General features: G+C 49.8%; 28 protein-coding genes. 23 read left to right on the forward strand and 5 right to left on the reverse strand.

Translation table 11 applies throughout. The annotated features are described in order from the left end of the window. Positions 1–11: 11 nt before the first annotated feature. From ABD852_RS20530 to ABD852_RS20540, 3 genes are read right to left on the reverse strand one after another with little or no spacing between them, the layout of a single operon-like run. Positions 12–842 carry an ABC transporter permease gene (locus ABD852_RS20530; protein WP_345032347.1) on the reverse strand — a complete coding sequence of 277 codons (831 nt, stop codon included), beginning with the start codon at positions 840–842 and terminating at the stop codon, positions 12–14. After that, on the reverse strand, positions 832–1,923 hold the full coding sequence (locus ABD852_RS20535) for a hypothetical protein (protein WP_345032351.1): 1,092 nt from the start codon (positions 1,921–1,923) through the stop codon (positions 832–834). Before ABD852_RS20535 ends, ABD852_RS20530 begins: the two co-directional genes overlap by 11 nt. A 12-nt stretch (positions 1,924–1,935) precedes the next feature. Beyond that, complete coding sequence (locus tag ABD852_RS20540) at positions 1,936–4,413, reverse strand: SLBB domain-containing protein (protein WP_345032352.1); 2,478 nt, start codon at positions 4,411–4,413, stop codon at positions 1,936–1,938. A 273-nt stretch (positions 4,414–4,686) separates the two neighbouring features. On the opposite strand from ABD852_RS20540, the gene ABD852_RS20545 reads away from it, so the two are divergent. From ABD852_RS20545 to ABD852_RS20555, 3 genes are read left to right on the forward strand one after another with little or no spacing between them, the layout of a single operon-like run. Then, a complete protein-coding gene (locus ABD852_RS20545) occupies positions 4,687–6,567 on the forward strand; it encodes a DNA topoisomerase IV subunit B (protein WP_345032353.1) in 1,881 nt (626 codons plus the stop codon). A gap of 56 nt (positions 6,568–6,623) precedes the next feature. Continuing rightward, positions 6,624–7,697: a chorismate mutase gene (gene pheA / locus ABD852_RS20550; RefSeq protein WP_345032355.1), complete on the forward strand. Its 1,074-nt coding sequence runs from the start codon at positions 6,624–6,626 to the stop codon at positions 7,695–7,697. An 11-nt stretch (positions 7,698–7,708) separates the two neighbouring features. Beyond that, the gene (locus tag ABD852_RS20555) at positions 7,709–9,766 is read left to right on the forward strand and encodes a TonB-dependent receptor (RefSeq protein WP_345032356.1); all 2,058 of its coding nucleotides are present in this window, start codon (positions 7,709–7,711) and stop codon (positions 9,764–9,766) included. A 93-nt stretch (positions 9,767–9,859) separates the two neighbouring features. On the opposite strand, the gene ABD852_RS20560 is transcribed toward ABD852_RS20555, so the two are convergent. Next, positions 9,860–10,138, reverse strand: a complete 279-nt coding sequence (locus ABD852_RS20560) for a DUF983 domain-containing protein (RefSeq protein ID WP_345032358.1) — start codon at positions 10,136–10,138, stop codon at positions 9,860–9,862. A gap of 308 nt (positions 10,139–10,446) precedes the next feature. Beyond that, positions 10,447–11,916 carry a M48 family metalloprotease gene (locus ABD852_RS20565; protein WP_345032359.1) on the reverse strand — a complete coding sequence of 490 codons (1,470 nt, stop codon included), beginning with the start codon at positions 11,914–11,916 and terminating at the stop codon, positions 10,447–10,449. A gap of 244 nt (positions 11,917–12,160) precedes the next feature. Here ABD852_RS20565 and ABD852_RS20570 point away from each other — a divergent pair, with 244 nt between their 5' ends. The 20 genes from ABD852_RS20570 (at position 12,161) to rplR (ending at position 23,958) form a co-directional block, all read left to right on the forward strand. Next, on the forward strand, positions 12,161–12,958 hold the full coding sequence (locus tag ABD852_RS20570; protein WP_345032360.1) for a lysophospholipid acyltransferase family protein: 798 nt from the start codon (positions 12,161–12,163) through the stop codon (positions 12,956–12,958). A 140-nt stretch (positions 12,959–13,098) separates the two neighbouring features. Next, positions 13,099–15,219: an elongation factor G gene (gene fusA / locus ABD852_RS20575; RefSeq protein WP_345032361.1), complete on the forward strand. Its 2,121-nt coding sequence runs from the start codon at positions 13,099–13,101 to the stop codon at positions 15,217–15,219. A 105-nt stretch (positions 15,220–15,324) separates the two neighbouring features. Next, positions 15,325–15,630 (forward strand): 30S ribosomal protein S10, encoded by a 306-nt coding sequence (gene rpsJ, locus ABD852_RS20580; RefSeq protein WP_345032364.1) that lies wholly within the window; start codon positions 15,325–15,327, stop codon positions 15,628–15,630. 263 nt (positions 15,631–15,893) lie between these two features. Further along, a complete protein-coding gene (gene rplC / locus ABD852_RS20585) occupies positions 15,894–16,514 on the forward strand; it encodes a 50S ribosomal protein L3 (protein WP_345032366.1) in 621 nt (206 codons plus the stop codon). A gap of 5 nt (positions 16,515–16,519) precedes the next feature. Further along, positions 16,520–17,155 (forward strand): 50S ribosomal protein L4, encoded by a 636-nt coding sequence (rplD, locus tag ABD852_RS20590; RefSeq protein ID WP_345032368.1) that lies wholly within the window; start codon positions 16,520–16,522, stop codon positions 17,153–17,155. Beyond that, a complete protein-coding gene (rplW, locus tag ABD852_RS20595) occupies positions 17,152–17,439 on the forward strand; it encodes a 50S ribosomal protein L23 (RefSeq protein ID WP_345032369.1) in 288 nt (95 codons plus the stop codon). The genes rplD and rplW overlap by 4 nt, the downstream gene beginning before the upstream one ends. Positions 17,440–17,479: 40 nt before the next feature. After that, positions 17,480–18,304 carry a 50S ribosomal protein L2 gene (gene rplB / locus ABD852_RS20600; RefSeq protein WP_345032371.1) on the forward strand — a complete coding sequence of 275 codons (825 nt, stop codon included), beginning with the start codon at positions 17,480–17,482 and terminating at the stop codon, positions 18,302–18,304. Positions 18,305–18,311: 7 nt separating this feature from the next. Further along, the gene (gene rpsS, locus ABD852_RS20605; protein ID WP_345032373.1) at positions 18,312–18,590 is read left to right on the forward strand and encodes a 30S ribosomal protein S19; all 279 of its coding nucleotides are present in this window, start codon (positions 18,312–18,314) and stop codon (positions 18,588–18,590) included. 42 nt (positions 18,591–18,632) lie between these two features. Next, positions 18,633–18,995 carry a 50S ribosomal protein L22 gene (gene rplV / locus ABD852_RS20610; RefSeq protein ID WP_345032375.1) on the forward strand — a complete coding sequence of 121 codons (363 nt, stop codon included), beginning with the start codon at positions 18,633–18,635 and terminating at the stop codon, positions 18,993–18,995. A 21-nt stretch (positions 18,996–19,016) separates the two neighbouring features. Then, positions 19,017–19,853, forward strand: coding sequence for a 30S ribosomal protein S3 (gene rpsC, locus ABD852_RS20615; protein WP_345032377.1), 837 nt, complete (start codon positions 19,017–19,019; stop codon positions 19,851–19,853). Between the two features lie 47 nt (positions 19,854–19,900). Beyond that, complete coding sequence (gene rplP, locus ABD852_RS20620; RefSeq protein ID WP_345032379.1) at positions 19,901–20,326, forward strand: 50S ribosomal protein L16; 426 nt, start codon at positions 19,901–19,903, stop codon at positions 20,324–20,326. A gap of 40 nt (positions 20,327–20,366) precedes the next feature. After that, complete coding sequence (gene rpmC / locus ABD852_RS20625) at positions 20,367–20,561, forward strand: 50S ribosomal protein L29 (protein ID WP_345032381.1); 195 nt, start codon at positions 20,367–20,369, stop codon at positions 20,559–20,561. Positions 20,562–20,569: 8 nt separating this feature from the next. Beyond that, positions 20,570–20,836, forward strand: coding sequence for a 30S ribosomal protein S17 (rpsQ, locus tag ABD852_RS20630; protein ID WP_345032383.1), 267 nt, complete (start codon positions 20,570–20,572; stop codon positions 20,834–20,836). 4 nt (positions 20,837–20,840) lie between these two features. Beyond that, the gene (gene rplN / locus ABD852_RS20635) at positions 20,841–21,209 is read left to right on the forward strand and encodes a 50S ribosomal protein L14 (protein WP_345032385.1); all 369 of its coding nucleotides are present in this window, start codon (positions 20,841–20,843) and stop codon (positions 21,207–21,209) included. 68 nt (positions 21,210–21,277) lie between these two features. Further along, positions 21,278–21,616 carry a 50S ribosomal protein L24 gene (rplX, locus tag ABD852_RS20640; RefSeq protein WP_345032386.1) on the forward strand — a complete coding sequence of 113 codons (339 nt, stop codon included), beginning with the start codon at positions 21,278–21,280 and terminating at the stop codon, positions 21,614–21,616. Positions 21,617–21,681: 65 nt separating this feature from the next. Continuing rightward, a complete protein-coding gene (gene rplE, locus ABD852_RS20645) occupies positions 21,682–22,236 on the forward strand; it encodes a 50S ribosomal protein L5 (protein WP_345032388.1) in 555 nt (184 codons plus the stop codon). An 18-nt stretch (positions 22,237–22,254) separates the two neighbouring features. Continuing rightward, positions 22,255–22,524 (forward strand): 30S ribosomal protein S14, encoded by a 270-nt coding sequence (rpsN, locus tag ABD852_RS20650; protein ID WP_345032391.1) that lies wholly within the window; start codon positions 22,255–22,257, stop codon positions 22,522–22,524. A 75-nt stretch (positions 22,525–22,599) separates the two neighbouring features. After that, complete coding sequence (gene rpsH / locus ABD852_RS20655; protein WP_345032394.1) at positions 22,600–22,998, forward strand: 30S ribosomal protein S8; 399 nt, start codon at positions 22,600–22,602, stop codon at positions 22,996–22,998. A gap of 21 nt (positions 22,999–23,019) precedes the next feature. Beyond that, entirely contained in the window at positions 23,020–23,577 is a 558-nt protein-coding gene (gene rplF / locus ABD852_RS20660) for a 50S ribosomal protein L6 (protein ID WP_345032397.1), read from the forward strand. 27 nt (positions 23,578–23,604) lie between these two features. Beyond that, complete coding sequence (gene rplR / locus ABD852_RS20665; protein ID WP_345032400.1) at positions 23,605–23,958, forward strand: 50S ribosomal protein L18; 354 nt, start codon at positions 23,605–23,607, stop codon at positions 23,956–23,958. The last annotated feature ends 2 nt before the right edge of the window (positions 23,959–23,960 follow it).

A 23,960-nucleotide genomic window follows, 5' to 3' on the forward strand; every position in this document is an offset into this window, starting at 1 on the left:
CTCAGGAATGCTCAGAGATGGTCAACAAACGAGCTTTCTTTCTTTCGAAAATAGGATATTGAAAAAATCATGGCAACTGCCGATACAATAATGGTACTGTAGAGGCTGCGATGATCGAAATAGGCATTATTCCCTAAAAGACACCAGCGGAAGCCATCGACCAGGCTTACTACAGGGTTGAGCAGGTGGTATTTATAGAACCACGTATCGGCTACCATCTGGCTGCTGTAAGCAATCGGGCAGGCGTAAATGCCTACCTGCATTAAGAAAGGAATGAGTTGACCGATGTCCCGGAAACGCACGTTGACCGCAGCGAAAAACAACCCGAAGCCGAACGCGGTGATGAAAGTGAGAATCAGGAAAAACGGCAGGAATACAATATTGCTGCTGGGCAGGTATCCGTATCCGATCACGCTGATCAGCAGGTAAAGGACAAAGGCAATCAGGAAGTCGACAAGGCCGACCGAAACAGCGCTCAGCGGCATAATGAGCCTGGGAAAGTATACTTTGGCAACCAGGTTCGAATTGAGCGTTATGCTGTTGCTGATTTGAACGAACGTATTCGAGAAGAAAGTCCAGATGGTGATTCCCCCGAGTACCATAAGCGGGTACGGAACACCGGTATCCGGTCTCAGACGTGCTACTACACTGAAAGCGATGGTCATCACGATCATCGTGGCCAGCGGCCTGATTACGCTCCATGCCACGCCCAGCAAGGTCTGTTTGTACCTTACCGAGATATCCCGCTTGGAGAGAATCCATAACAACTGCCGGTGCTCCCAGAGATCGAGCCAGTACTCTTTGGCACTGCCACCGGCTTTAATGGTAATATTACGAGCCATTCTGCTTTTGTAATTTCTTTTCCTTCACTGCATCATCATAAGCAGACTTGAAGTAAACATAGATCATTGCGATCAGAAAGCCAATCAGTACCCCGATGTATTTTCGCTTACCGGGATCAAAGGTAAGATCGAGCGGGCGTTTGATCGGTTCGATGATAGTGAACAACGGCGCTTCACGTACGAGCGAAACCCGCGTTTGTTCTGCTCCGGCCAGGGCTTCCAGGTAAAGGCGCTGTACAAACTCAGTGTCCCGGGTCAGCTTTTTCAGCCTTGCGGGAGCCTCTACTTCAACTGAAAAACTACTCTGATCAGCGGCGCGTGCCAGCCTCGATTCCGATCCCGTAAGGATTCGGGAGAGGGAGTCAGCCCTTTTTTCCAACAGGTTCAGCGTTTTCCTGGTTTTTGTCGTCTGGATCTCTGCGTAGAACTCGTCAACTGTTTCGAGCAGTGTAGTGGCCCAAAGCGTCGACAGGTTTTCATTGATTGTCGTTACCTTCAGTTCCATGAACGAAGATTTCTTTTCCAGCTCCTCAATGACGGTAGCGTTTGCCGCATCCTCTATCAGTTCGTTCAGTGCGGAGCGTTCCCGGAGGTTGAAGCTGTCTACTTTCGTGGAAGTGAAACGAAAATCATGCCAGTGCGGTGCTTTTTTCCACCGGTTTTCTTTAATATCACTGGAGTCAATGTAAAGGTTCGCAAGAATCATCTCCTTTCCGTTGACATTTACGTGGCTGAGCAGCGCCCGTTCCATTACCGGGCTGGACTTGGCCCAGATAAAAAAGTTTTCTCCTGTGAAGATATTGGCATCGGTTGCACCGCCCACGCCGAACAAGCTACCCAGGCTGGCGGGCATACCGCTGCTGGACCCGGCTGCGCCCAGGTTAAACGTTACTTCGGCTATATAGGAAGGCGGTTTCTTCAGGTAGAAGTCAAGCCCCCAACCGATGGCAAGCCCCAGCAACACGATCATCAGTACCTGTTTCCAGTTTTTGAGAACCGCGTCCTTTGCCGAGATAAGGCCAAGAATAACGTCTTTAAGCGTGAACTGCTCCTCTGTAACTCCTTGAGGCTGGTTGGACATGGAAGAAGAATGCTAGTTTGAAATGCTACGGAATGCCAGTACTGAAACAATAAAGGTCATCAAAGCAGAGGAAACCTGGATACCCAGGTTCAGCATCTGGAGTGGTGAAAGTTCGTTGCCGGCTTTTTCTGGTACAAAAATCTCCGACCCGGGCTGAACCTTCGGGTATACATTAAATACCAGGAAACGGCGGGTACGGTCTACGGAGCCGTTGGGGTATTTGATCCATGAACTACGCCGGTGAGACGTTTTTGTGAACCCGCCTGATTGTGAAATAAAATCCAGGAAGCTCATTCCGTCGTTGTACTTGACGGTAGTCGGGTACAGGATCTCACCGCTCACCGCCACTGTTTCGAGACGTTTGGGGATTCTGATCACGTCACCGTTCTGTACGATCAAATCCTCTTTCGAACCCTTGTTGCGGAGAATTCTCATCATGTTGATTCCAATGTTCTCCTGCTTGGAAACCCCGTCAATGGCTTCGACTTTACCATCCATGACACCTTTTTCAATGACGTCTTCCGCTTCCTCTTCGTCGAGTTTGTTGGTCTCGGGGAGCACGGAAGTGCGAACCAGGGTAGCTCCGGGTAAGAAGGCGATTTCTGTAAGTCCCCCGGCCCGCTGAACGATGTCGCTGATTTTATCATTGCGGTTTATGATCGGATAAGTACCTTCACGCAACACACCATCCCCTTCTATGCGGACATACTGCTGCTCCTTATAAGCCGGCGAACGGCCAATAATGACCTCGTCAAAGGGCCAGAGCACGATACCGCTTTCTTTCCCGCCAATGCTGAGGTTTTTGTCCAGGCTTACCACGAAAACTTCGGCAATCTGCGCATCGGCAAACTTGGCATCCACATCTCTTTTGCGGCGTGAGACCTGGATATTGTTCAGATCCGCCGATTCTTTGAGACCGTCAGCCTTGATAATAAGATCTTCCAGGGTCATATTGGCCACATAGGGAAACTTGCCCCCGTTGTCACCAAATGAGCGGTTGTTGACTTCGCCGGTAATGCTGACGGTAGCCACTTCGGTCATTTGATAAATGGAAGGCACGGTAACCACATCGAGACGTGTCAGTTCAAGATCCGGCAGGCGGTTGTTGATGATATCGGATAAATTAATCGAGAGGTTCTCGATGCTCTGGTCCGCCCTGGTCCTGCTGACCTGGATCCTCCCCGCAAAAGCGTCTTCCCTTAACCCCTGAGCCGATTCCAGCAATTTTTTCAACGTCGGGTTGGACTCCAGCGAGTATTCGCCTTCCCGCATGACAGCCCCTTCAATCGTAACCATATTTTCGAAGCGGTCGAGGATCGGATCAACGGTTACCACGTCACCGCTTTTCAGTTCAAAGCTGGCAGCTTCACTTTCGGACACATCGACAATTTTTCTTTGCTTGGACGTAAACCGAATGACTTTATATTGAGCACGGTATGCGTCGTCGGTAAAGCCGCCGGCAAACCTGAAAAGGTCTGACAGCTTTTCGTTCGATTTCATTTCATAGATACCCGGTTTCTTGACATTGCCGGTAACCTCCACCCGCGTATCGTAATAACCTACCAGGATCCGGTCGTTGTCTTTTACCAGCACATCCTTATCAAGCTTGCCGGTAAGGAGGTATTCGTAAGTATCGATTTCGGAGATTTCCTTGTTGTCACGAATAACTTTCACGTGGCGGTAAGTACCAATTTCGTTCGGCCCGCCGGCCAGGTAAAGCGCGTTGAAGGCAGTGTGAAGCGAGGTGAGCTCATAGGTGGCCGGGAACATTACCTCTCCGGTAACATATACCTGTACCGCGCGTACTTCCGAGAGTGACACCTGGAGCGTGGATCGTGCCGACGCCCCGCCCTGACCAAGAAGGGACGGGTTGAACTGTGCTAATTTCCCGATCAGGTTTTTTTTGATTTCCTCGATTGTTTTTCCCAATACGTAAATACTTCCCACCCGGTCAAGCAAGATGTACCCGTCGCGGTTGACAATCACCGGCGGGAAATTCTGTTGTGTGCTGCCGTAAACGCTGATGTTCAGCTCGTCACCCGGCCCTACGGTATAGCCTGCCGGCGTAGCGATAGGTTGATTGGACAACGGGTTAAATGTTTTTTGAGAAAATACTTTGTGCCCGAATATTCTATCAAGATAAGCCTGGCGCGCAACGGAAGCCGAATCGGTGGGAGCAGTTGTGGAATCGGAGTCCGTCGCTATCAGCTTGCTTTGGTTAGCGTTCTGGAGCTGGTTGGAAGAACCGGTTTTTTGCTTGGCGTTCGTCTTTTGATTCGCATTGGCGGGCATACCCTGCGCCTTGCCCGCGTCTCCTGCCGAAGGTAGTCCCTGGGCTCCTGCCGGTATATTTCCCTGCGTGCCGGACGGCAATGACTGTCCGGGGGCCGGCGCCGATATCTGCGTAAATCCTGGCGAGGCCAGAAGCATGATCATACAGATAACTCCAAATTTCAATAGGAAGAAATTAAGCTTTTTCAATGCTAACATGATGTCTGATTAGAAACGTATCTAAACAAGTTTCAGAACAAGGTGTGTTATTATATCCCAAAACGACTTTTGCAATTAACGAAATCAAGGAATATACCTGTATATTTGGAACTCAAGCGAGACTTTGATTCGGCAAAGTAAATTAGATTTTTCCTATTTATAAAAGATTGGGGCGATTTCTGGACCGAACGTTTGGCAAAATGTCCGGCAACCAGCTTTGGCCGGATCATTCATAAATGGTAATCAAGGATATTAATTGCAAGTTTCCGGCTTATGACGGCAGAAAGTAAACCTGTACGGTACGATGATGACAGCATCAGGTCATTGGATTGGAAAGAACATATCAGGCTCCGGCCGGGTATGTACATCGGTAAATTGGGAGACGGAGCGTCTGTCGATGATGGTATTTATGTCCTGGTAAAAGAAATTGTCGACAACTCGATCGACGAACATATGATGGGGTATGGCAAGACGGTTGACCTCAAGATTTCCGAACACCGGGTAGAGGTCCGGGACTACGGCCGCGGTATCCCGCTAGGAAAGGTGATCGATTGTGTTTCCAAGATCAATACCGGTGGAAAGTACGATTCCGGAGCCTTCCAGAAGTCAGTCGGGCTGAATGGTGTCGGAACGAAGGCGGTCAATGCGCTTTCCACTTTTTTCAGGGTGCAATCCGTACGCGACGGGCGGATGAAGTGGGCCGAATTTTCGCAGGGCGAGCTCATTCGGGAGTCCGATGAAGAGCCGACGTCGCAGCGTAACGGGACTCAAATGGTGTTTGAGCCGGACAATACCGTTTTCAAAAACTTTAAGTACATCCCGCAGTACCTCCAGAACATGATCTGGAATTACTGCTACCTGAATGCAGGGCTCACCATCAATTTTAACGGGCAGAAGTATTTTTCCCAGAACGGGCTCCTCGATCTTCTGCAGAATAAAACCGACGTTGAAACCATTCGCTACCCTATTATTCATCTGAAAGGTGAGGATATCGAATTGGCGGTAACCCACGGGAACCAGTACGGAGAAGAATACTATTCTTTTGTAAACGGGCAGTACACCACCCAGGGTGGAACCCACCTTACGGCCTTCCGCGAGGCTTTTGTCCGGACCATCCGGGAGCACTTCGGGAAAGATTATGCGCCGGAAGACATCCGGTCGTCTATCGTGGCTGCCATCGCTATCCGGGTGCAGGAACCGGTCTTTGAATCGCAGACGAAAACGAAGCTCGGGTCCAATAACCTTTCGCCCGATCCTTCCAGTCCTACTGTAAGAACGTTTGTCAACGACTTCCTGAAAGAACGGCTTGACAACTACCTGCACATGCATCCGGAGGCACGCGATGCGATCAAAAAAAGGATCGAGCAGTCGGAGCGGGAAAGAAAAGAGCTGGCAGGCATCAAAAAGCTGGCCAACGAGCGGGCCAAAAAAGCAAATCTGCACAACAGGAAGCTCCGGGATTGCCGCGTTCACCTGGTAGATGAGAAAAATGAAGCACATAAGCTGAGCACGCTGTTCCTGACGGAAGGAGACTCTGCGAGCGGATCGATTACCAAGTCGAGGGACGTGGCCACGCAAGCCGTTTTCAGTTTGAGAGGAAAGCCGCTCAACTGCTTCGGGCTCACGAAAAAGATTGTATACGAAAACGAGGAATTCAACCTGCTGCAGCATGCGCTGGATATCGAGAGCGGTATGGATAGCCTGCGTTACAACCGCATCGTGATTGCAACCGATGCCGATGTCGACGGTATGCACATCAGGTTACTGCTCATGACTTTTTTTCTCCAGTTCTTCCCCGACCTCGTCCGGAACGGCCACCTGTTTATCCTGGAAACCCCGTTGTTCCGGGTGAGAAATAAAAAAGAGACGATTTATTGCTACTCAGAGACTGAAAAGGCAGAGGCAATAGCCCGTTTGGGCGGCAAACCCGAAATTACCCGGTTTAAAGGGTTGGGCGAGATCTCTCCCGACGAATTCGGGAAGTTTATCGGCGAAGATATGCGGCTGGAGCCTATTTTCCTGGATAAGGAAGACTCCATTCAGAAGATCCTGACCTACTACATGGGCAAAAATACGCCCGACCGGCAAAAGAATATCATCGAAAACCTGCGGGTGGAGAAGAATATCGAAGACGAAGTCTCCGGCGCCGCGTAAACAAGTATATAAAGCGGCATGGGTGATTTGTTAACTGTAATCAAAGTATAGAAGTAGTGGATTTAAAGGCTATAAGGAACCAGATCGATACCATCGACAACGAATTGCTGGTTTTGCTGAATAAAAGGATGGAGTTGGTTAAGCAGGTAGGGTCATTGAAACGTGCAGAAAAAAGCGTTATCTACCGGCCTGAAAGGGAGCAGGAAATACTCCGGCGCCTGGAAGACCTGAATGACGGACTTCTGACGAAATCGGCCATTGAGGCAATCTACCTGGAGATTTTTGCAGTTTCCCGGAATCTTGAGCTGCCCCAGCGTGTGGCTTTTCTCGGGCCCGAAGGAAGCTTTACCCACCAGGCAGCCGAGAGCCGCTTCGGAGGAATGGGCGAGTACCTGGTGCTTCCCACCATCCGCTCCGTTTTTGACAGTGTTGAAACCGGCAGGGCCGCCTTTGGCGTGGTGCCGGTAGAAAATAACCAGGAAGGAATCGTCCCGGAAACGGTTGATCTGCTGCGCGAAAAGGAGCTTCAGATTGCCGCCGAGCTGTACCTCAGCATCCATTTTACCCTGGTCTCTAAAGCCGACTCGCTGAAAGATATCAAAGTAATATATTCCAAGGACATCGCTTTCCGGCAGTGCAGCGTTTTCCTGAGGGAGTATTTCGACGAGAATGTGGTAGAGTTTATCCCCGTGGACTCTACCTCGAAAGCTGCAAAGCTTGCAGCCGGTGAACCCACCTCTGCAGCGATTTGTTCCAGCATATCCGCGAAATTAACCGGTATACCGGTGTTGTTTGATAATATCGAAAACAGCGACCAGAACCGTACGCGGTTCCTGATCCTGGGCAAGGATTTTAAGAACCAGCCGACCAGCCGCGACAAGACCACCATCATTGCCAATTTGCCTCATACCAATAGCCCGGGCGTTCTTTTTCGTTTTCTGAAGGAGTTCAATGACCGTGGTATCAACCTGACCAAGATTGAAAGCAGGCCGTCACGCAACGGTTCCGATTTCGGGTTCTGGTTCTTCGTAGAGTTTGAAGGGAATAGCAGCGATCCTGCCATCCGGCAAATCATGGACATGCACGAAGGGCACCTGAAGTGGCTCGGCAGCTACGTACGGATGAGCTAATACATGAACGTATGAAATCTTCAAAATTGATCCTGGCCACCGTTTTAGGTGTTTTCGCCTGCTCTGCGGCGTCAATCGGGCAAAGCGATTCGGTGCGGACGAAAGAACTGGATGCCATTACGGTGCATGCTTATGGCAGCAAGCGCTCCCTGCTGGAAAGTACTGCTTCGGTAGGGGTGTTGTCAAAAACGGCACTTGACCGCTTTTCTCCCACTACCTGGACCAACGCAGTCAACACCCTGCCCGGTGTTCGTATGGAGGAGCGCTCACCCGGCAGCTACCGCTTTTCGGTTCGCGGCAGTATGATACGTTCACCCTTCGGGATCCGGAATGTAAAGTTTTATTGGAACGGAATTCCTTTTACAGATGTGAACGGAAACACAGCACTTAACGTCCTTGATTTTGGAGCCGTAGCGAGGATGGAAGTTATTAAAGGGCCGGGGAGCAGCTTATACGGAGCGGGCACAGGCGGCGTGGTCCTCATGTACGGCCCGGCCGGAGAGCCCGGTCACAACCAGGTAACGCAGCACGCAGGCGCCGGCCAGTACGGTTTGAGGCATTATAATACCGAAGTACAGTTGGGAACTACCCGGGTCCAGTTTGCTCACCAGGAGCAGGACGGGTTCAGGCAACAGAGTGCAATGCGGCGCGACGGAGTTACCTTCAGCACGCGCCAGGATTTCGGTGCAAAAGGAACCCTGTCCTTGCTGGGATCCTATTCTGATCTGTGGTACCAGACTCCCGGCGGGCTGAATAAAGCACAGTTTGATGCGGACCAGCGCCAGCCGAGGCCCGCTACCCCAACCCTCCCGGGTAGTGCGGAGCAGAATGCGCGCATCCTTTCAAAGTACCTTTTTGTCGGGGGAAGTCACCAGCTGAAGTTGTCGGAACGGTGGGGGCAGGAACTGTCTTTGTATGTCTCTACCAATAACTTTGCGAACCCCTTTATTTCCAATTACGAAAAGCGGGAAGAGCAGGGACTTGGGGGACGGAATACCTGGCAGTATACGGTGGAGAAAAGCAATAGCCGGTGGGTGTGGACGTCAGGCTTTGAATGGCAGACGGGCCGTTCGGTACAGAGGAATTTTGATAATAAGAGTGGCGCCCCGGGGCCCCAGCAAACTTCTGAAGATATTGGCGCTCAACAGGGATCTGTTTTTTCGCAACTGGAGGCTTCGCTTCCGGGCCAGTTTACGGTGGCCGGTGGTTTGAGCTACTCGATGCTCCGTTATCGTCATGAGGCTTATTTCCCCGGGCCTTACGCGGATCTCCGGAAGACATTTGACGGCGCGTTGATGCCGCGTTTGTCAATGAATAAGATATTTGCAGGCAACTGGTCTGCAACTGCTTCGGTGAGCCGCGGGTTTTCGCCGCCAACGCTCCAGGAGGTGCGTCCTTCCGCGGGCGGGTTCCGCAGGGACCTTGAAGCGGAAACGGGGCTGAACAAGGAGCTGACGCTCCGGTATTTCGGGGGAAGCCTGCTGGCCGAGCTGACTGCCTACAGTTTCGGATTGAACCAGACCATCGTCAGGAAAACTGACGAACAGGGAGCGGAATATTTCGCCAATGCCGGGAAAACCCGTCAGAACGGACTGGAATGGCGCCTGGAATACAACACCGGTTTCCCGGGGACAGGCTGGATAGAGGGGCTGAGGCTATGGCACGCCGGTACTTATGCGCACTACACCTTCCAGGATTACCGGGTAGGGGAAAATGATATTTCCGGGAATCTCCTGCCTGGGATCCCCAGGATCGAGCAAAGCACAGGGGCTGATCTCACTTTCCCCTTCGGGATCAGATTCTTCGGGGTGTACCAGTATGGCGGCAGCTTTTTCCTGAATGATCTTAATACAGTTGAGAATACGCCTTACCACAGGTTTACGGCCCGCGCAGTGTGGAACAAAAGCTGGGGGCGGCATTTGTTTTCGGAGATAAGCGCCTCAGCCGAGCGTGTACATGCAGATATCTATTCACTCGGCTTTGATCTGAATGCTTTCGGCAACCGGTACTACAACGCCGCACCGAAGAAAAACTGGTACGGCGGTCTGAAAATCGGCTGGCGATGGTAGGCAGTTTTCCTGCCATTTCGTCAATTGCTTAAAGAATAAGACACAAAAAAGGAGCGGCCAGGGCCGCTCCTTTTTTGTGTCGCCCGCTAAGGGCTAGACGGAAGTCTTACTTTCCTTTCTGCCGGTGTAAGGCACGAAAATGGTGATCCAGGCGCGCCGGGCCATCCGGAAAAAGATAGGAGTGAGAATGATAAACAGTGGTATCAGCCAGGTAATAAGCTGGGTAATATCAAAATCCAGCCACTTGAGGCCTATTGGCACGGCAATCAGGATCACACCTACATAAAAGGCGTAACTGAGGTACATGGCGCCGTAGTAAAAGCCCGGTTCCGGCATAAAGCTTTCCCCGCAATGCGAACAGCTTTGGTTCATTTTGTCGAACTCGCGCACCGGCCAGTAGGCACTGTCATGTTTGAAAAACTTCCCTTCGTGACATTTAGGACATCTGTTGAAAAGAACGCTATACAATCTAGTTCTCTTGAGCATGGTGCAATCCCGTGAAACGGGCGGTTGATTTTGGAGACAAATGTATAGATTCTAATGCGTCAATGCCATAAAAAGTTCACGGGTTTAATGGTACTATTCAACGATTGTCAAATCTATAGTACTCTCAATAACCCATTTTTCGGCCTCCTGCCCCTGAAGACGCGTCTTCGCCGGTATTCAGGTTTTTAAATATTTTAAATACCTATTGTTTTAATCAGCATTCCGCGGGTGACCTTGTCGTTGGGCTCCATACCATTCAGGATGCCCAGCTCATCAAGCCGGTTTGCCGGCATCTGAAGCGACTGCATGGTCTGCTGGAAAGTCCCGTCGCGGTCTACCGTTTTTATGAGGATCCGCTCCGGCTTACGGTTGAGCTTCGATGGGTCGGAGAGCGATTTGAATCCGCCGGCTACCGATTTGAAAGTGTTGAACTGGCTCTGAAAACCCGATTGGTAGGCCATGCCGTGAAGTACGTACATGGAACCGTTGTACTGGATGATCCAGGTAGCCACCTGGACGACCGTTTTCGGGTCTACCGCCTGTCCCTGTTGTTGCTCGGCCTGTTGTTGGCTGATCATGACAAGGGCGGGGTTCCCGTTAATGGTCTGCCTGGTGTTTTCCAGCACTTTGAAATTGTACTGTTTCACAATATTCTGGGCGGCTTCTTCCAGGGTATTGCCCGACGCGAGCGTCAGAAGCATTAGCGACTTGCCGTCGGACGGAGCCATCTGGAATTGGATCGGCGAGTTTTCATATTGCCAGCCTTTCGGTACCGGGAATTGAAATTTTAATTCGGGGTGGTAAAACGCATTGTTTTCAACAAAACCCTGCCGGGGGTCGTTGCCGTATATAATGCCGTTGATCATGCGCAGATAACCGTCGCGGTTGATGGAATAGTTTCCGGGATGGCCTGCCTGGTAAGATTTCGCAAGCGCCTGTACCTTCGTAAACCGGTCGCCCGGGTCGGGGTGGGTCGACTGGAAAGTCGGGATGGCCTGCCCGCTTTTATCGCTCAGGCGTTTGAGCGTGCCGAAGAACTGCGCCATCTCGTTAGCGTCATAACCGATCTTGCTGGAATAGGTAACACCGATTTCGTCCGATTCGCTTTCGTGCGCGCGGCTGTAGCTCAGCATAAGCATTTGGAGGCCCTGTGCGGCGCTCTCACCCATAGCGCGAACCTGGGGGGAGAGAATCATACCGGCCATCAGGGCGCCTTGCCCCAGGATCTGCGAAGTCTGCTGGCGAGCTGAATGCCGGGCCGTGACGTGCCCTATTTCGTGGCCGAGAACGCCCGCGAATTCCGCCTCGTTGTTGAAGTGCGCCATAATTCCCCTGGTGAAGTAAACGTAGCCGCCCGGTACGGCGAATGCGTTCACGACGGGAGAATCCACAATGTAGAACTGATAAGGAAGGTCGGGCCGGTGCGATATCCTGGCCATCGCCTTTCCTTTGTCGTTGATAAAGTCCTGGAGCTTCTTGTCTTCATAAAGACCCATGGTTGCCACAATGGAGGGGTGGGATTCTGCTCCCAACGCAATTTCTTTCTCCTGTGACATAAAAACGATCTCCTTCTTGCCGGAAACCGGGTTGACCGAACAACTGTAAAGTGCCGTTGCGGCGGCCGCATAAAACAGGGTATGTATACAGCGAATGAGCCTTTTCATCTGCGTTAAATTGGAATGGGTTGGGGTGAAACTACACGTAAAGTTAAACAAGGAACACTTGATCATTGATACGCAGCGCTTTTTAAATAGTAACGGAATCTTATGCGTTAACATTGAAGACACTTTAAGTGGGAAATTGTAGGAAGGCTAAAAACACGTTACCTTAGCGATCCGCTTGAGTGCTTCTTAACCGATTCAACGAGATTGCTTTGCGGATTATTTTCAGATGGGGATAAACGACTTTATGCGAGGAGGGAAAACGGTGTACAGCTACCTGCCTTCGTGGATCAGGAGGCTTGATTTTTTGGGAGTCTTTGAAAAAGATCCCTTTGGTAATTCGCTCCTTCTGAAGCGGATTATGATTTTTATACTGGGTTGGTCTACCTATTACCGGCTGACGGCGGTGAACCGGATCAAGGTGGAAGGTATGGAGCACCTGGCTGCCCTGCCCGATCATGGCGTGTTGTTCCTGTCGAATCACCAGACGTATTTTGCCGACGTAATGGCATTCTACCATATTTTCTGCGCCGCCAAATGGGGCTATGCCAATACCATCTCCCCGCCCTTTTATCTTTTTTCGCCGCGCGCCAGGATGTATTATGTGGCTGCGGCCGAGACCATGAAAGAGGGCGGCATACTGCCCAGGATATTCACGACTGTAGGGGCCATACTGGTGGAACGGTCATGGCGGGCAAGCGGGGAAAATGTGAAACGCGAGCTGGACAACAAGGGGCAGGATAATATAGGACGGGGGCTGGATCACGGCTGGGTGATCAGTTTTCCCCAGGGCACCACCAAGCCTTTTGCGCCCGTACGGAAAGGCACCGCCTACCTGATCAGGGAAAGCAGACCGATTGTGGTACCGATCGTGATCAACGGCTTTCGGCGTGCCTTTGATAAAAAGGGCCTGCGGTTTAAGAAAAGGAATACGCAGCTTTCAGTTCGTATACAGGCGCCCATGCAGTTCGCGGCGGAGGAATCTATAGAGGAAATGGTGGCCCGGATTACCGAAGCAATCGGTCAGGCTCAGCCAGTTGCGTAGTCAAACGGCCGTGTGCAGGGTCCCGATACTTTTTTACAAAAAAATAACAGTAATTGCGCAGGGACTATTTGAAAATGCGCAGGGAAGTGCTACTTTTGCGGTCTGTTTTCTAAAAAACTGAAAAAACAAGCCGAAAATCAATGGCACGTGATCTAAGATTAACAAGAAATATCGGGATTGCCGCTCACATCGATGCGGGAAAGACCACTACTACCGAGCGTATTTTGTATTATTCCGGTGTAAGCCATAAGCTTGGCGAGGTTCATGACGGAGGGGCGACTACTGACTGGATGGAACAGGAGCAGGAACGTGGGATTACCATCACTTCTGCAGCGGTGACTGTAGGATGGGATTATCGGGGAGAGCATTACCATATCAATATTATTGATACTCCCGGTCACGTGGATTTTACGGTGGAAGTAAACCGTTCGCTCCGCGTATTGGATGGCCTGGTGTTTCTTTTCAGTGCAGTTGACGGCGTTGAGCCTCAGTCTGAAACGAACTGGCGCCTTGCAAACAACTATAATGTTGCGAGGATCGGCTTTGTGAATAAAATGGACCGTTCAGGGGCCGACTTTTTAAATGTTTGCCGCCAGGTGAAGGAGATGTTGGGCTCTTATGCAGTGCCCTTGCAGCTGCCTATCGGATCGGAGGAAAACTTTAAGGGGGTGGTTGATTTGATCAACAACCGCGGTATGATCTGGAACGAATCCGATAAAGGAATGACCTATGAGGTTGTGCCTATTCCTGAAGATATGGTTGAGGAAGTTGCGGAATGGCGCGAAAAGTTGCTCGAGGCTGTTGCCGAGTACGACGAAACGCTCATGGAGAAGTACTTTGAAGATCCGAACTCTATCACTGAGGACGAGATACTTGCCGCACTCAGGGCTGCAGTTATCGATATGAAGATTGTTCCGATGGTTTGTGGATCTTCCTTCAAGAACAAAGGCGTTCAAACCATGCTTGACCTGGTAATGGCGCTTCTTCCTTCGCCCCTGGACAGGGAGAACATTATCGGAACAGATCCGCGTACGGGCGAGGAGACTTCCCGTAAACCGTCGGGAGATGCTCCTTTCGCAGCATTAGCGTTCAAAATTGCCACTGACCCCTACGTAGGTCGTTTGTGTTTTGTTCGTTCTTACTCAGGAACACTGGAGTCAGGTTCCTACGTATTGAATAACAGGTCCGGAAACAAGGAGCGTATTTCCCGGATTTTCCAGATGCACGCCAACAAGCAAAACCAGATCGAGCGCCTGGAGGCAGGTGATATCGGCGCGGTGGTAGGTTTTAAGGACATCAAAACCGGGGATACCTTATCGGACGAAAAGAACCCGATCGTTCTGGAATCTATGGAGTTCCCGGATCCTGTAATCGGATACGCGGTTGAACCCAAGAAAACAGCCGATCAGGATAAATTCGGTAATGCAATTGCCAAACTGGTGGAAGAAGATCCTACCCTCGTGGTAAATACGGATCAGGAAACCGGTCAAACCATCCTCCGTGGTATGGGCGAGCTTCACCTTGAGATCATCATCGATCGTCTGCGTCGTGAATTCAAGGTAGAGGTGAACCAGGGTGCACCGCAGGTGGCTTATAAGGAAGCGCTTACCAAGACTTTCGAACACCGCGAGGTTTACAAGAAACAAACCGGTGGCCGTGGTAAATTTGCCGATATCGTTTTCGAAATCGGGCCACGCGACGATCACGAAGAAGGAAAGGAGAAAAACACCGGCCTGCAGTTTGTCAACCAGATCGTGGGTGGGGTTATCCCGAGAGAATTTATTCCTTCTATCCAGAAAGGTTTTGCCGAGGCTATGTCCAACGGTCCGTTGGCGGGCTACCCGGTAGATTCATGCAAAGTGAGATTGTTCCACGGTTCTTTCCACGACGTTGACTCCGATTCATTCTCTTTCGAAATGGCCGGTCGTCTTGGTTTCCGTGAATCTGCCCGCAACGCCGGTGCGAGATTGCTGGAGCCTATCATGGCGGTAGAAGTGGTAAGTCCTGACGAATACACCGGTCCTATCACAGGTGACCTCAACAGAAGAAGAGGGATCATGAAAGGGATGGATACCAAAGCCGGTTCTCAGGTGATCAAGGCCGATGTGCCTTTGTCAGAGCTCTTCGGTTACGTAACGGATCTGCGCACGATCAGCTCCGGACGGGCTACTGCCAACCTTACTTTCTCTCACTACGACTTCCTGCCTGCTAACCTTGCAGAGGCCGTAATTGACAAGGCGAAAGGAAAAGTGAATGCCTAACAGCAGTCAGCGCTTCAGGCGCGACTGTTTTCAAAATATCGGGATGATGGAATAAATGGTCCTTTCATCATCCCGCTAAAAAGTTAAAGGACCAACAAGAGACCGATGAATCAAAAAATCAGAATTAAGCTTAAATCTTTCGACCATAACCTGGTTGACAAGTCAGCCGAGAAAATCGTAAAGGCGGTGAAGGCTACGGGCGCTGTAGTAAGCGGGCCGATTCCTTTGCCTACTCAAAAAGAGAAGTTCACAGTTTTGCGTTCGCCGCACGTGAACAAAAAAGCGAGAGAGCAGTTCCAGCTTTGTACGTACAAGCGTCTGGTTGATATCTTCTCTTCGAGCGCTAAAACGGTTGACGCGCTGATGAAACTCGATCTGCCCAGCGGCGTAGATGTAGAGATCAAGGTTTAGGTAAAACCAGGAATACATAAATCAGGTGAAGGTCCAAAACCGGAAACCACATCTGATCTCCGACCGTAAGAGATAGCTTTACGGTCCTCTAAAAAGGAGATCAGATACCATCTGACCTCCTTTTTTTTGCAAAATGAGGGGTTAAATGAGATAAATGACAAATAGCGAGGAAGATAGATTGAATATTGCGAATTCTTTTTCTAACTTTGCGCTCCAATTTTATATTATAGGTTCATACCTGCTGTTTAAACAATTTTTTTCAAATGTCTGGTTTAATAGGTAAGAAGATCGGGATGACCAGCTTATACAACGCTGACGGGCAGGCTCTGGCGTGTACGGTTATCCAGGCTGGGCCATGTGTGGTTACACAGGTCAAGACCAAAGAAAGCGATGGCTATAACGCCGTCCAACTAGGCTTCGGCGAACGTAAGCTGAAGCACACAACGAAACCTCTTTTGGGTCATTTCCAGAAAGCAGGTACAACTCCCAAGCAAAAGCTGGTTGAGTTCAAGTATTTCGAGCGGCCACTGGAGCTCGGCGCAGAGTTATCTGTGACGGATATCTTCCAGGAGGGCGAATTTGTAGACGTCGTTGGTAAAACCAAAGGACGTGGTTTCCAGGGTGTTGTGAAACGCCACGGATTCGGTGGTGTGGGCGGCCAGACGCACGGTCAGCACAACAGACAACGTCACCCGGGTTCTATCGGTGCCTGTTCATTCCCTTCGAGGGTATTTAAGGGGCTTCGCATGGCCGGTCGTATGGGCGGAAACAGGGTAACTATCCAAAACCTCCGCGTTTTGAAAGTGATCCCCGAGCAAAACATTCTGGTGATCAGCGGTTCCGTACCAGGCGCTAAGAATTCATTTGTAATCATTGAAAAATAATGCCGATGGAACTGTCAGTTTTGAACATAGAAGGTAAAGAGAGCGGTAAGAAAGTGACTTTACCAGCGGAAATATTTGGGATTGAACCCAATGAGCATGTGGTTTACCTGGATGTGAAGCACTACCTGGCCAATCAGCGTCAGGGTACTCACAAAGCCAAGGAAAGGGCTGAGGTAAATTACTCAACCAAGAAAATCAAGCGTCAGAAGGGAACGGGCGGAGCTCGTGCCGGTAGCATCAAATCGCCGGTATTCGTAGGTGGTGGCCGTGTGTTCGGTCCCCGTCCCAGAGACTACGATTTCAAGCTTAACAAGAAGATTAAAGTGTTGGCCAGAAAGTCTGTTCTTTCAGCCAGGGCGAAGGAAAATGCAATTTCCGTACTGGAGGCATTTACTTTCCAACAGCCGAAGACCAAATCTTACCTGGGACTTTTACAGGCATTGTCTCTCAACAATTCCAAAACGCTGCTGATCCTTGACGGTCACGACAGCAATGTGTATTTGTCGAGCCGCAACATCCCGAAAGCGAAAGTCGTTACCGCCGATTCAATCAATACTTATGATTTGATTAATGCTGAGCGGGTACTTATCACAGAAACGGCATTGCCGAAAATTGAAACCTTATTGTCTGCTAAATCATGAGTGTATTAAAAAGACCCATCGTTACTGAAAAGGTGGCTGGTTTGAATAGCCAGGGGAAGTATGCCTTCGAAGTAGATTTGAAGGCCAATAAGATCGAAATCAAAAAGGCAGTTGAGCAGCTTTACGGTGTGAACGTAAAACAGGTTAACACCATGAGGGTGATCGGTAAGTCTAAGACTCGTTCTTCACGGGGACGTTTTGTTACTGGCAGAACTTCTACATACAAAAAAGCAATCGTAACGGTTGCGGAAGGAGAAATCATTGATATATACGGGGAGGCTTAGTCTTTAATGACTTGCACCGTTACGATAGATCATTTATAAAATGGGAATCAAAAAACTCAAACCAACAACACCGAGCCAGCGCTTTAGAGTGGCGCCTGATTTTTCGGCTATCACCGCAAAGAAGCCAGAGAAAAGTTTGTTGGAGCCGCTGAAAAAAACCGGCGGTCGTAATAGCTCCGGTCGCATGACCGTACGTCAGAGAGGAGGTGGACACAAGCGTCTTTACCGTATCATTGACTTCAAACGTAATCGTCTTGACGATCCTGCGTCAGTTCTTACTATCGAATACGATCCGAACCGTTCTGCTCGTATTGCACTGATCCAATATGGTGACGGTACTAAAAGTTACATCATCGCGCCCAGCGGGCTGCAGGTTGGACAGACCATTATCTCAAGCAACAGCGCTGCACCGGAAGTAGGAAACTCTCTTCCTTTGGGCGCGCTGCCGATCGGTACCATTGTGCACAACATCGAGCTTACTCCCGGTAAAGGCGGGCAGTTGGCAAGGAGCGCCGGTACTTACGCACAGCTCGTAGCGAGAGAAGGAAAATACGGGGTGCTGAAATTACCTTCAGGAGAATTGAGAATGGTGCTTTCTTCTGCAAGAGCTACTGTAGGGACTGTTTCTAACAACAGTCACATGAACGTAACAATCGGTAAGGCCGGCCGTAGCCGTTGGCTGGGTCGCCGTCCGAGAGTTCGCGGGGTTGCTATGAACCCGATCGATCACCCGATGGGTGGTGGTGAAGGCCGTGCATCCGGTGGTCAGCCACGTTCAAGAACCGGTCTTTTGGCCAAGGGTAAGAAGACCCGTAACCGGAAGAAGCAATCGGAAAGGTTAATTATCAGTAGACGCAAAAAGTAAGAAGTAGATGTCACGTTCCCTAAAAAAAGGACCATACATAGATTTTAGGCTTTTGGCCAAAATCGAAGCGATGAACAGCGCTGGTAAGAAGTCTGTGATCAAGACCTGGTCGAGACGTTCTATGATTTCGCCTGACTTTATCGGGCATACGTTCGCGGTACACAACGGAAACAAATTCATTCCTGTTTATGTAACCGACAACATGGTAGGCCACAAATTGGGTGAATTCTCCCCAACCAGGAACTTCCGCGGGCACACTGCTAAAAAGGATAAAGGTAAAAAGTAACAACGCTGTTCCGGGCTAGCCCGGTCGCTATAAAGAGATAAAATGGAAGCAAGAGCAATATTACGGAATGTTCCGACCTCTCCTCAGAAGATGAGGTTGGTAGCTGACCTGATTCGCGGTCAGCGGGTAAGCAAGGCCTTGGCAATATTGAAGTTTCAGCCCCAGGCGGCTGCGCCTATTTTGCACAAGGTGCTGCTTTCTGCGGTAGCAAACTGGCAACAGGGAAATGAAGAGACCAAGATCGAGGACGCTGACCTGGTTGTGAAAACAGTATTTGTTGACGGTGGACGTATGTTGAAGCGTCTCCGCCCCGCTCCTCAGGGAAGGGCACACCGTATCCGTAAGCGGTCAAATCACATCACGATCATAGTTGACGACTTGTCGGAAGCTGGAAACGATCAATAATAACTAAACGAGCAAAATTGAATGGGACAAAAGGTTAACCCAATTGGTCTGAGGCTTGGAATCGTAAAAGGATGGGATTCCAGCTGGTATGGAGAGAAAGATTTTTCCGATAAGCTGGTTGAAGACGACAAGATCCGCAAGTATATGAGTGCTCGTATACCTAAGGGAGCAATTTCCCGGGTGGTCATCGAGCGGACGCTGAAGCGCATTACGCTTACGATTCATACGGCTCGTCCGGGTATCGTAATCGGGAAAGGCGGCTCGGAAGTTGATAAGATCAAAGAAGAGTTGAAGAGCATCACAGGCAAGGATGTCCAGATCAATATCTATGAGATCAAAAGGCCTGAAATCGATGCGAAGCTGGTAGGTGAGACCATTGCACAGCAATTGGAAGCAAGGATCTCTTACCGTCGTGCTATGAAGCAGGCAATTGCCTCGGCAATGCGTGTGGGTGCGCTCGGTATCAAGGTACGTTGCTCCGGCCGTCTTGGCGGTGCGGAAATGGCACGTACGGAAGAGTACAAGGAAGGACGTGTTCCTTTGCATACCCTCCGTGCTGACATTGACTATGCAATCTCCGAGGCACAAACTGTATACGGTAAAATCGGTATCAAAGTATGGGTGTTCAAAGGCGAGCTTTATGGCAAGCGTGACCTTACACCGAGCGCTTTGACAGCGGCAACAGAACGTAGCGGCGATCGTTTCGAGCGCGGCGGCGGCGGTGAAGATCGCGGCGGCAGAGGCGAACGACGTGGCGGCAGAGGCGGTGACGACAGACGCGGCGGTGGCGGCGGTGATCGGAACAACAGGAGAGGCGGTGGCGGCGCAGCCGGTGGAAACCGTAACAAAAGGAAATAAAGAAAGAATCTTCCTGTAAGTTTTGTGCAGGAGTAATCATCTAGATTATGTTACAACCTAGAAGAACCAAATTCAGAAAGCAGCAGAAACTCAAAGGCAGTTTCAGTGGCATCGCATCACGCGGCCACCAGATCGCTTTCGGTTCATTTGCAATTAAATCACTGGAGTCCGGCTGGATTACAGCACGCCAGATAGAAGCAGCCCGTATTTCTGTTACACGGGCGATGAAAAGAGAAGGACAGGTTTGGATCCGGATTTTTCCTGACAAGCCTATCACCAAGAAGCCTGCTGAAGTTCGGATGGGTAAAGGTAAAGGTGCTCCAGAGTATTGGGTGGCACAGGTGAAGCCTGGTACTATCCTGTTCGAAGCAGGTGGTGTTCCCCTGGATTTGGCCAACGGTGCGCTGGCTTTGGCTGCTCAGAAATTGCCACTTAAAACCAAGTTCATTGTAAGACGCGACTATCAGGAATAGGAGCGCTTTTGAAGGACAAATCTAATCGGAAAGGAACAAGATGAAAAAGCAGGAAATTAAAGGACTTAGCCTGGAGGAGATCCAGGCCCAGGTTGCCGAAGAGAGGACGCGATTGCTTAAACTTAAGTTTGCTAATGCGGTTTCTCCTATCGAAAATCCGCTCAGAATCAAAGCGTCGCGGAAGCATATCGCACGTCTGATGACTGAAGCAACTATTAAGAAAAACGCCAAATAATCCAAGACATGGCTGAAGTAGAATCAAGAAACCTGAGAAAGGAAAGAACTGGCCGGGTGGTCAGCGATAAAATGGAGAAATCCATCATCGTTTCTGTGGAGCGTAGAATTAAGCACCCGTTTTACGGGAAGTTTATGAAAAGAAGTACGCGTCTGGTAGCTCACGATGAGGGGAACACTGCCGGTATCGGCGACGTGGTACGGATCATGGAAACCCGCCCTTTGAGCAAATCCAAGCGGTGGAGATTAGTTGAAATAGTAGAAAAAGCGAAATAGATAAATGGTACAGCAGGAATCAAGGCTATCTGTTGCTGACAACAGTGGTGCCAAGGAAGTTTTGGTGATCCGTGTTCTTGGTGGAACCGGTAAGCGTTACGCTTCTATTGGTGATAAAATCGTAGTGACCGTAAAGTCTGCACTTTCTTCCAGCAGCATGAAGAAAGGAACAGTTTCCAAAGCGGTAGTTGTACGTACAAAGAAGGAGGTTCGCCGCAAAGACGGGAGCTATATCCGGTTCGAAGACAACGCTGCGGTGTTGTTGAACAACAATGACGAGCCAAGAGGAAGCCGCATCTTCGGCCCTGTTGCCCGTGAACTGCGGGAGAAGCAGATGATGAAGATTATTTCTCTTGCTCCAGAGGTTATCTAATCCAATACCCCGCCGGTGAGCCGTTGGACAAATGGTTTACCTGGGGGATATTCCAAGACAAAAAGAACATGGCAAATAATCAGAAAGCTTCTGCAAAACGGCATCTGCGTACCGGCGATACAGTTAAGGTAATCGCTGGTAACTCGAAAGGAAAGACCGGTAAAGTGGTAGCTGTTATTACAGACAAAGACCGCGCGGTAGTGGAAGGTGTCAACTTGGTTACCAAGCACCTTAAGCCCAATGCACAGAATCCCCAGGGAAGCATTGAGAAGCGCGAAGCCGGGATTCATATCAGCAACCTCCAGGTTGTCGATCCCAAAACAGGAGAAGCTACACGTATCGGCCGCAAGCTGAATGACAAAGGCAAGCTCCAGCGCTATTCCAAGAAAAGCGGAGATTTTATCTGAGCTTTTCCGGACAGTAAGTATCTGAATAAGTGGGTCGGTAATCCACTTTAATCTAATAAAAAAGCATGTCAACACCGAGATTAAAAGAGGTTTATAACAAGGACATTGTAGGGAGCCTGAGAGAAAAGTTCCAGTACAAGTCGGTAATGGAGGTGCCTAAATTGACGAAAATCGTCATTAACAAAGGTATCGGCGCTGCGGTAGCAGACAAGAAGCTGGTAGACGTAGGAGTGGAAGAGCTTGGCCTTATTACGGGTCAGAAAGCGATCGCAACACTTTCTAAGAAGTCGGTTTCTAACTTCAAACTGCGGGAGAAAATGCCTATCGGGGCAAAGGTGACCTTGCGTAGCGCAATGATGTACGAATTTCTTGACCGGTTGGTGGCTATTGCCCTTCCGCGGGTACGTGACTTCAAAGGCGTGAGCGAAAAAGGTTTTGACGGCCGGGGTAACTATACGCTTGGTGTTACCGAGCAGATCATCTTCCCTGAGATCAGCATTGACAAGGTCAATAAGATCACCGGGATGGACATCACCTTCGTTACTACCGCGAAAACTGATGAAGAGGCGTACGAGCTACTCAAGAACTTGGGAATGCCTTTTAGCAATTTGAACAAATAACGGAAAGCAATTACATAAATGGCAAAGGAATCTATTAAGGCACGGGAAAGGAAAAGACGGCATTTGGTTGCCAAATATGCCGAGAAGCGTGCTAAGCTAAAGGAGGCTGGTGATTGGGTTGGTTTGGATAAACTTCCTCGTAATGCCTCTCCGGTACGTCTACATAACCGTTGCAAGATTACGGGCCGCCCCAGGGGCTATATGCGTAAGTTTGGTATCTGTCGGGTCGTGTTCAGAGAAATGGCCTCGGAGGGTAAGATACCAGGTATTACAAAATCGAGCTGGTAAGAGCTTTTGAAGTTTGATTTCAATTACTTAACTTTGCACTCCTTTTTCGAGGTGTGCTTAAACGAGTCAAAATAAATGGTAACGGATCCCATAGCAGATTATCTGACACGCATCAGAAACGCCATAAAGGCGCGGCACAGGATTGTTGAGATACCTGCATCCAATATAAAGAAAGAAATCACGAAAGTGCTTTTTGATCAAGGGTATATTCAAAATTACAAGTTCGAAGATACTGGTTATCAAGGAACTATAAAGATTGCTCTTAAATACAACCCGCTGACAAAACAGCCGGCAATCGTTAAGCTTGAGCGCATCAGCAAGCCTGGTCTGCGTAAGTATACGGGCGTTGAAAGTCTGCCACGCGTGTTGAACGGTTTGGGTACTGCGATCTTGTCAACACCCAAAGGTGTAATCACCGACAAGCAGGCACGCGCCCTGAATGTAGGGGGTGAGGTTTTATGTTTCGTGTACTAATCGTACTAACCTAAGAGAAAAATGTCACGAATAGGAAATAAAATTATAGAGGTGCCGGCCGGGGTAACGGTTTCGGTTTCCGATAAGAACGAGGTAACGGTGAAGGGACCGAAAGGGTCGCTTACCCAGAAACTCGACCGCGATATTACAATCGAGCAGGAAGGTGCGAATTTGTCCGTAGTGCGTCCTACTGACCAGAAACGCCACAAGGCGCTTCACGGTCTGTACCGCGCTCTGGTGAACAACATGGTAATCGGCGTTAGCGCCGGCTACCGCCGTGAGCTCGAATTGGTTGGGGTAGGTTACAGGGCCAACGCAAACAATAATGTCCTGGAGCTTAGCCTTGGTTATTCACACTCGATTTTCCTGGCAGTGCCCGAGGAAATTAAAGTGACGACCCTGACAGAAAAAGGACAGAATCCTAAGATTTTCCTCGAAGGGATCGACAAGGAGCTTATCGGGCTTGTATCCGCTAAGATTCGCTCCCTGAGAAAAGTTGAGCCTTACAAAGGCAAAGGGGTTCGCTTTATTGGCGAGCAGGTACGTCGTAAGGCTGGTAAAACTTCTGCGAAGAAGTAATTGAGATAAGAAGAAACATATAAGCATATGTCAAAGAAGATGGATAGGAGGCAACGCCTCAAGTATCATATCCGCAAGAAGGTATCCGGAACAGCTGAGCGTGCAAGACTGTCAGTGTTTCGTTCCAATACGACCATCTATGCGCAGGTAATCGATGATGAGCGTGGGGTTACAGTCGCCAGCGCATCATCAAAGGAGCTCGGCGAAGGAGCACGTTTGAACACCAATACGTCGGCTGCTGCTGAAGTAGGCAAGAAGCTTGCTGAAAGAGCGAAAGAGGCGGGCGTTACAAAGGTTGTGTTTGACCGTAACGGCTACTTGTACCATGGTAAAGTTAAAGCATTGGCCGACGGAGCTCGTGAGGGAGGCCTACAATTTTAAGA

The organism is Ravibacter arvi, from assembly GCF_039540405.1.
Classification (GTDB): domain Bacteria; phylum Bacteroidota; class Bacteroidia; order Cytophagales; family Spirosomataceae; genus Ravibacter; species Ravibacter arvi.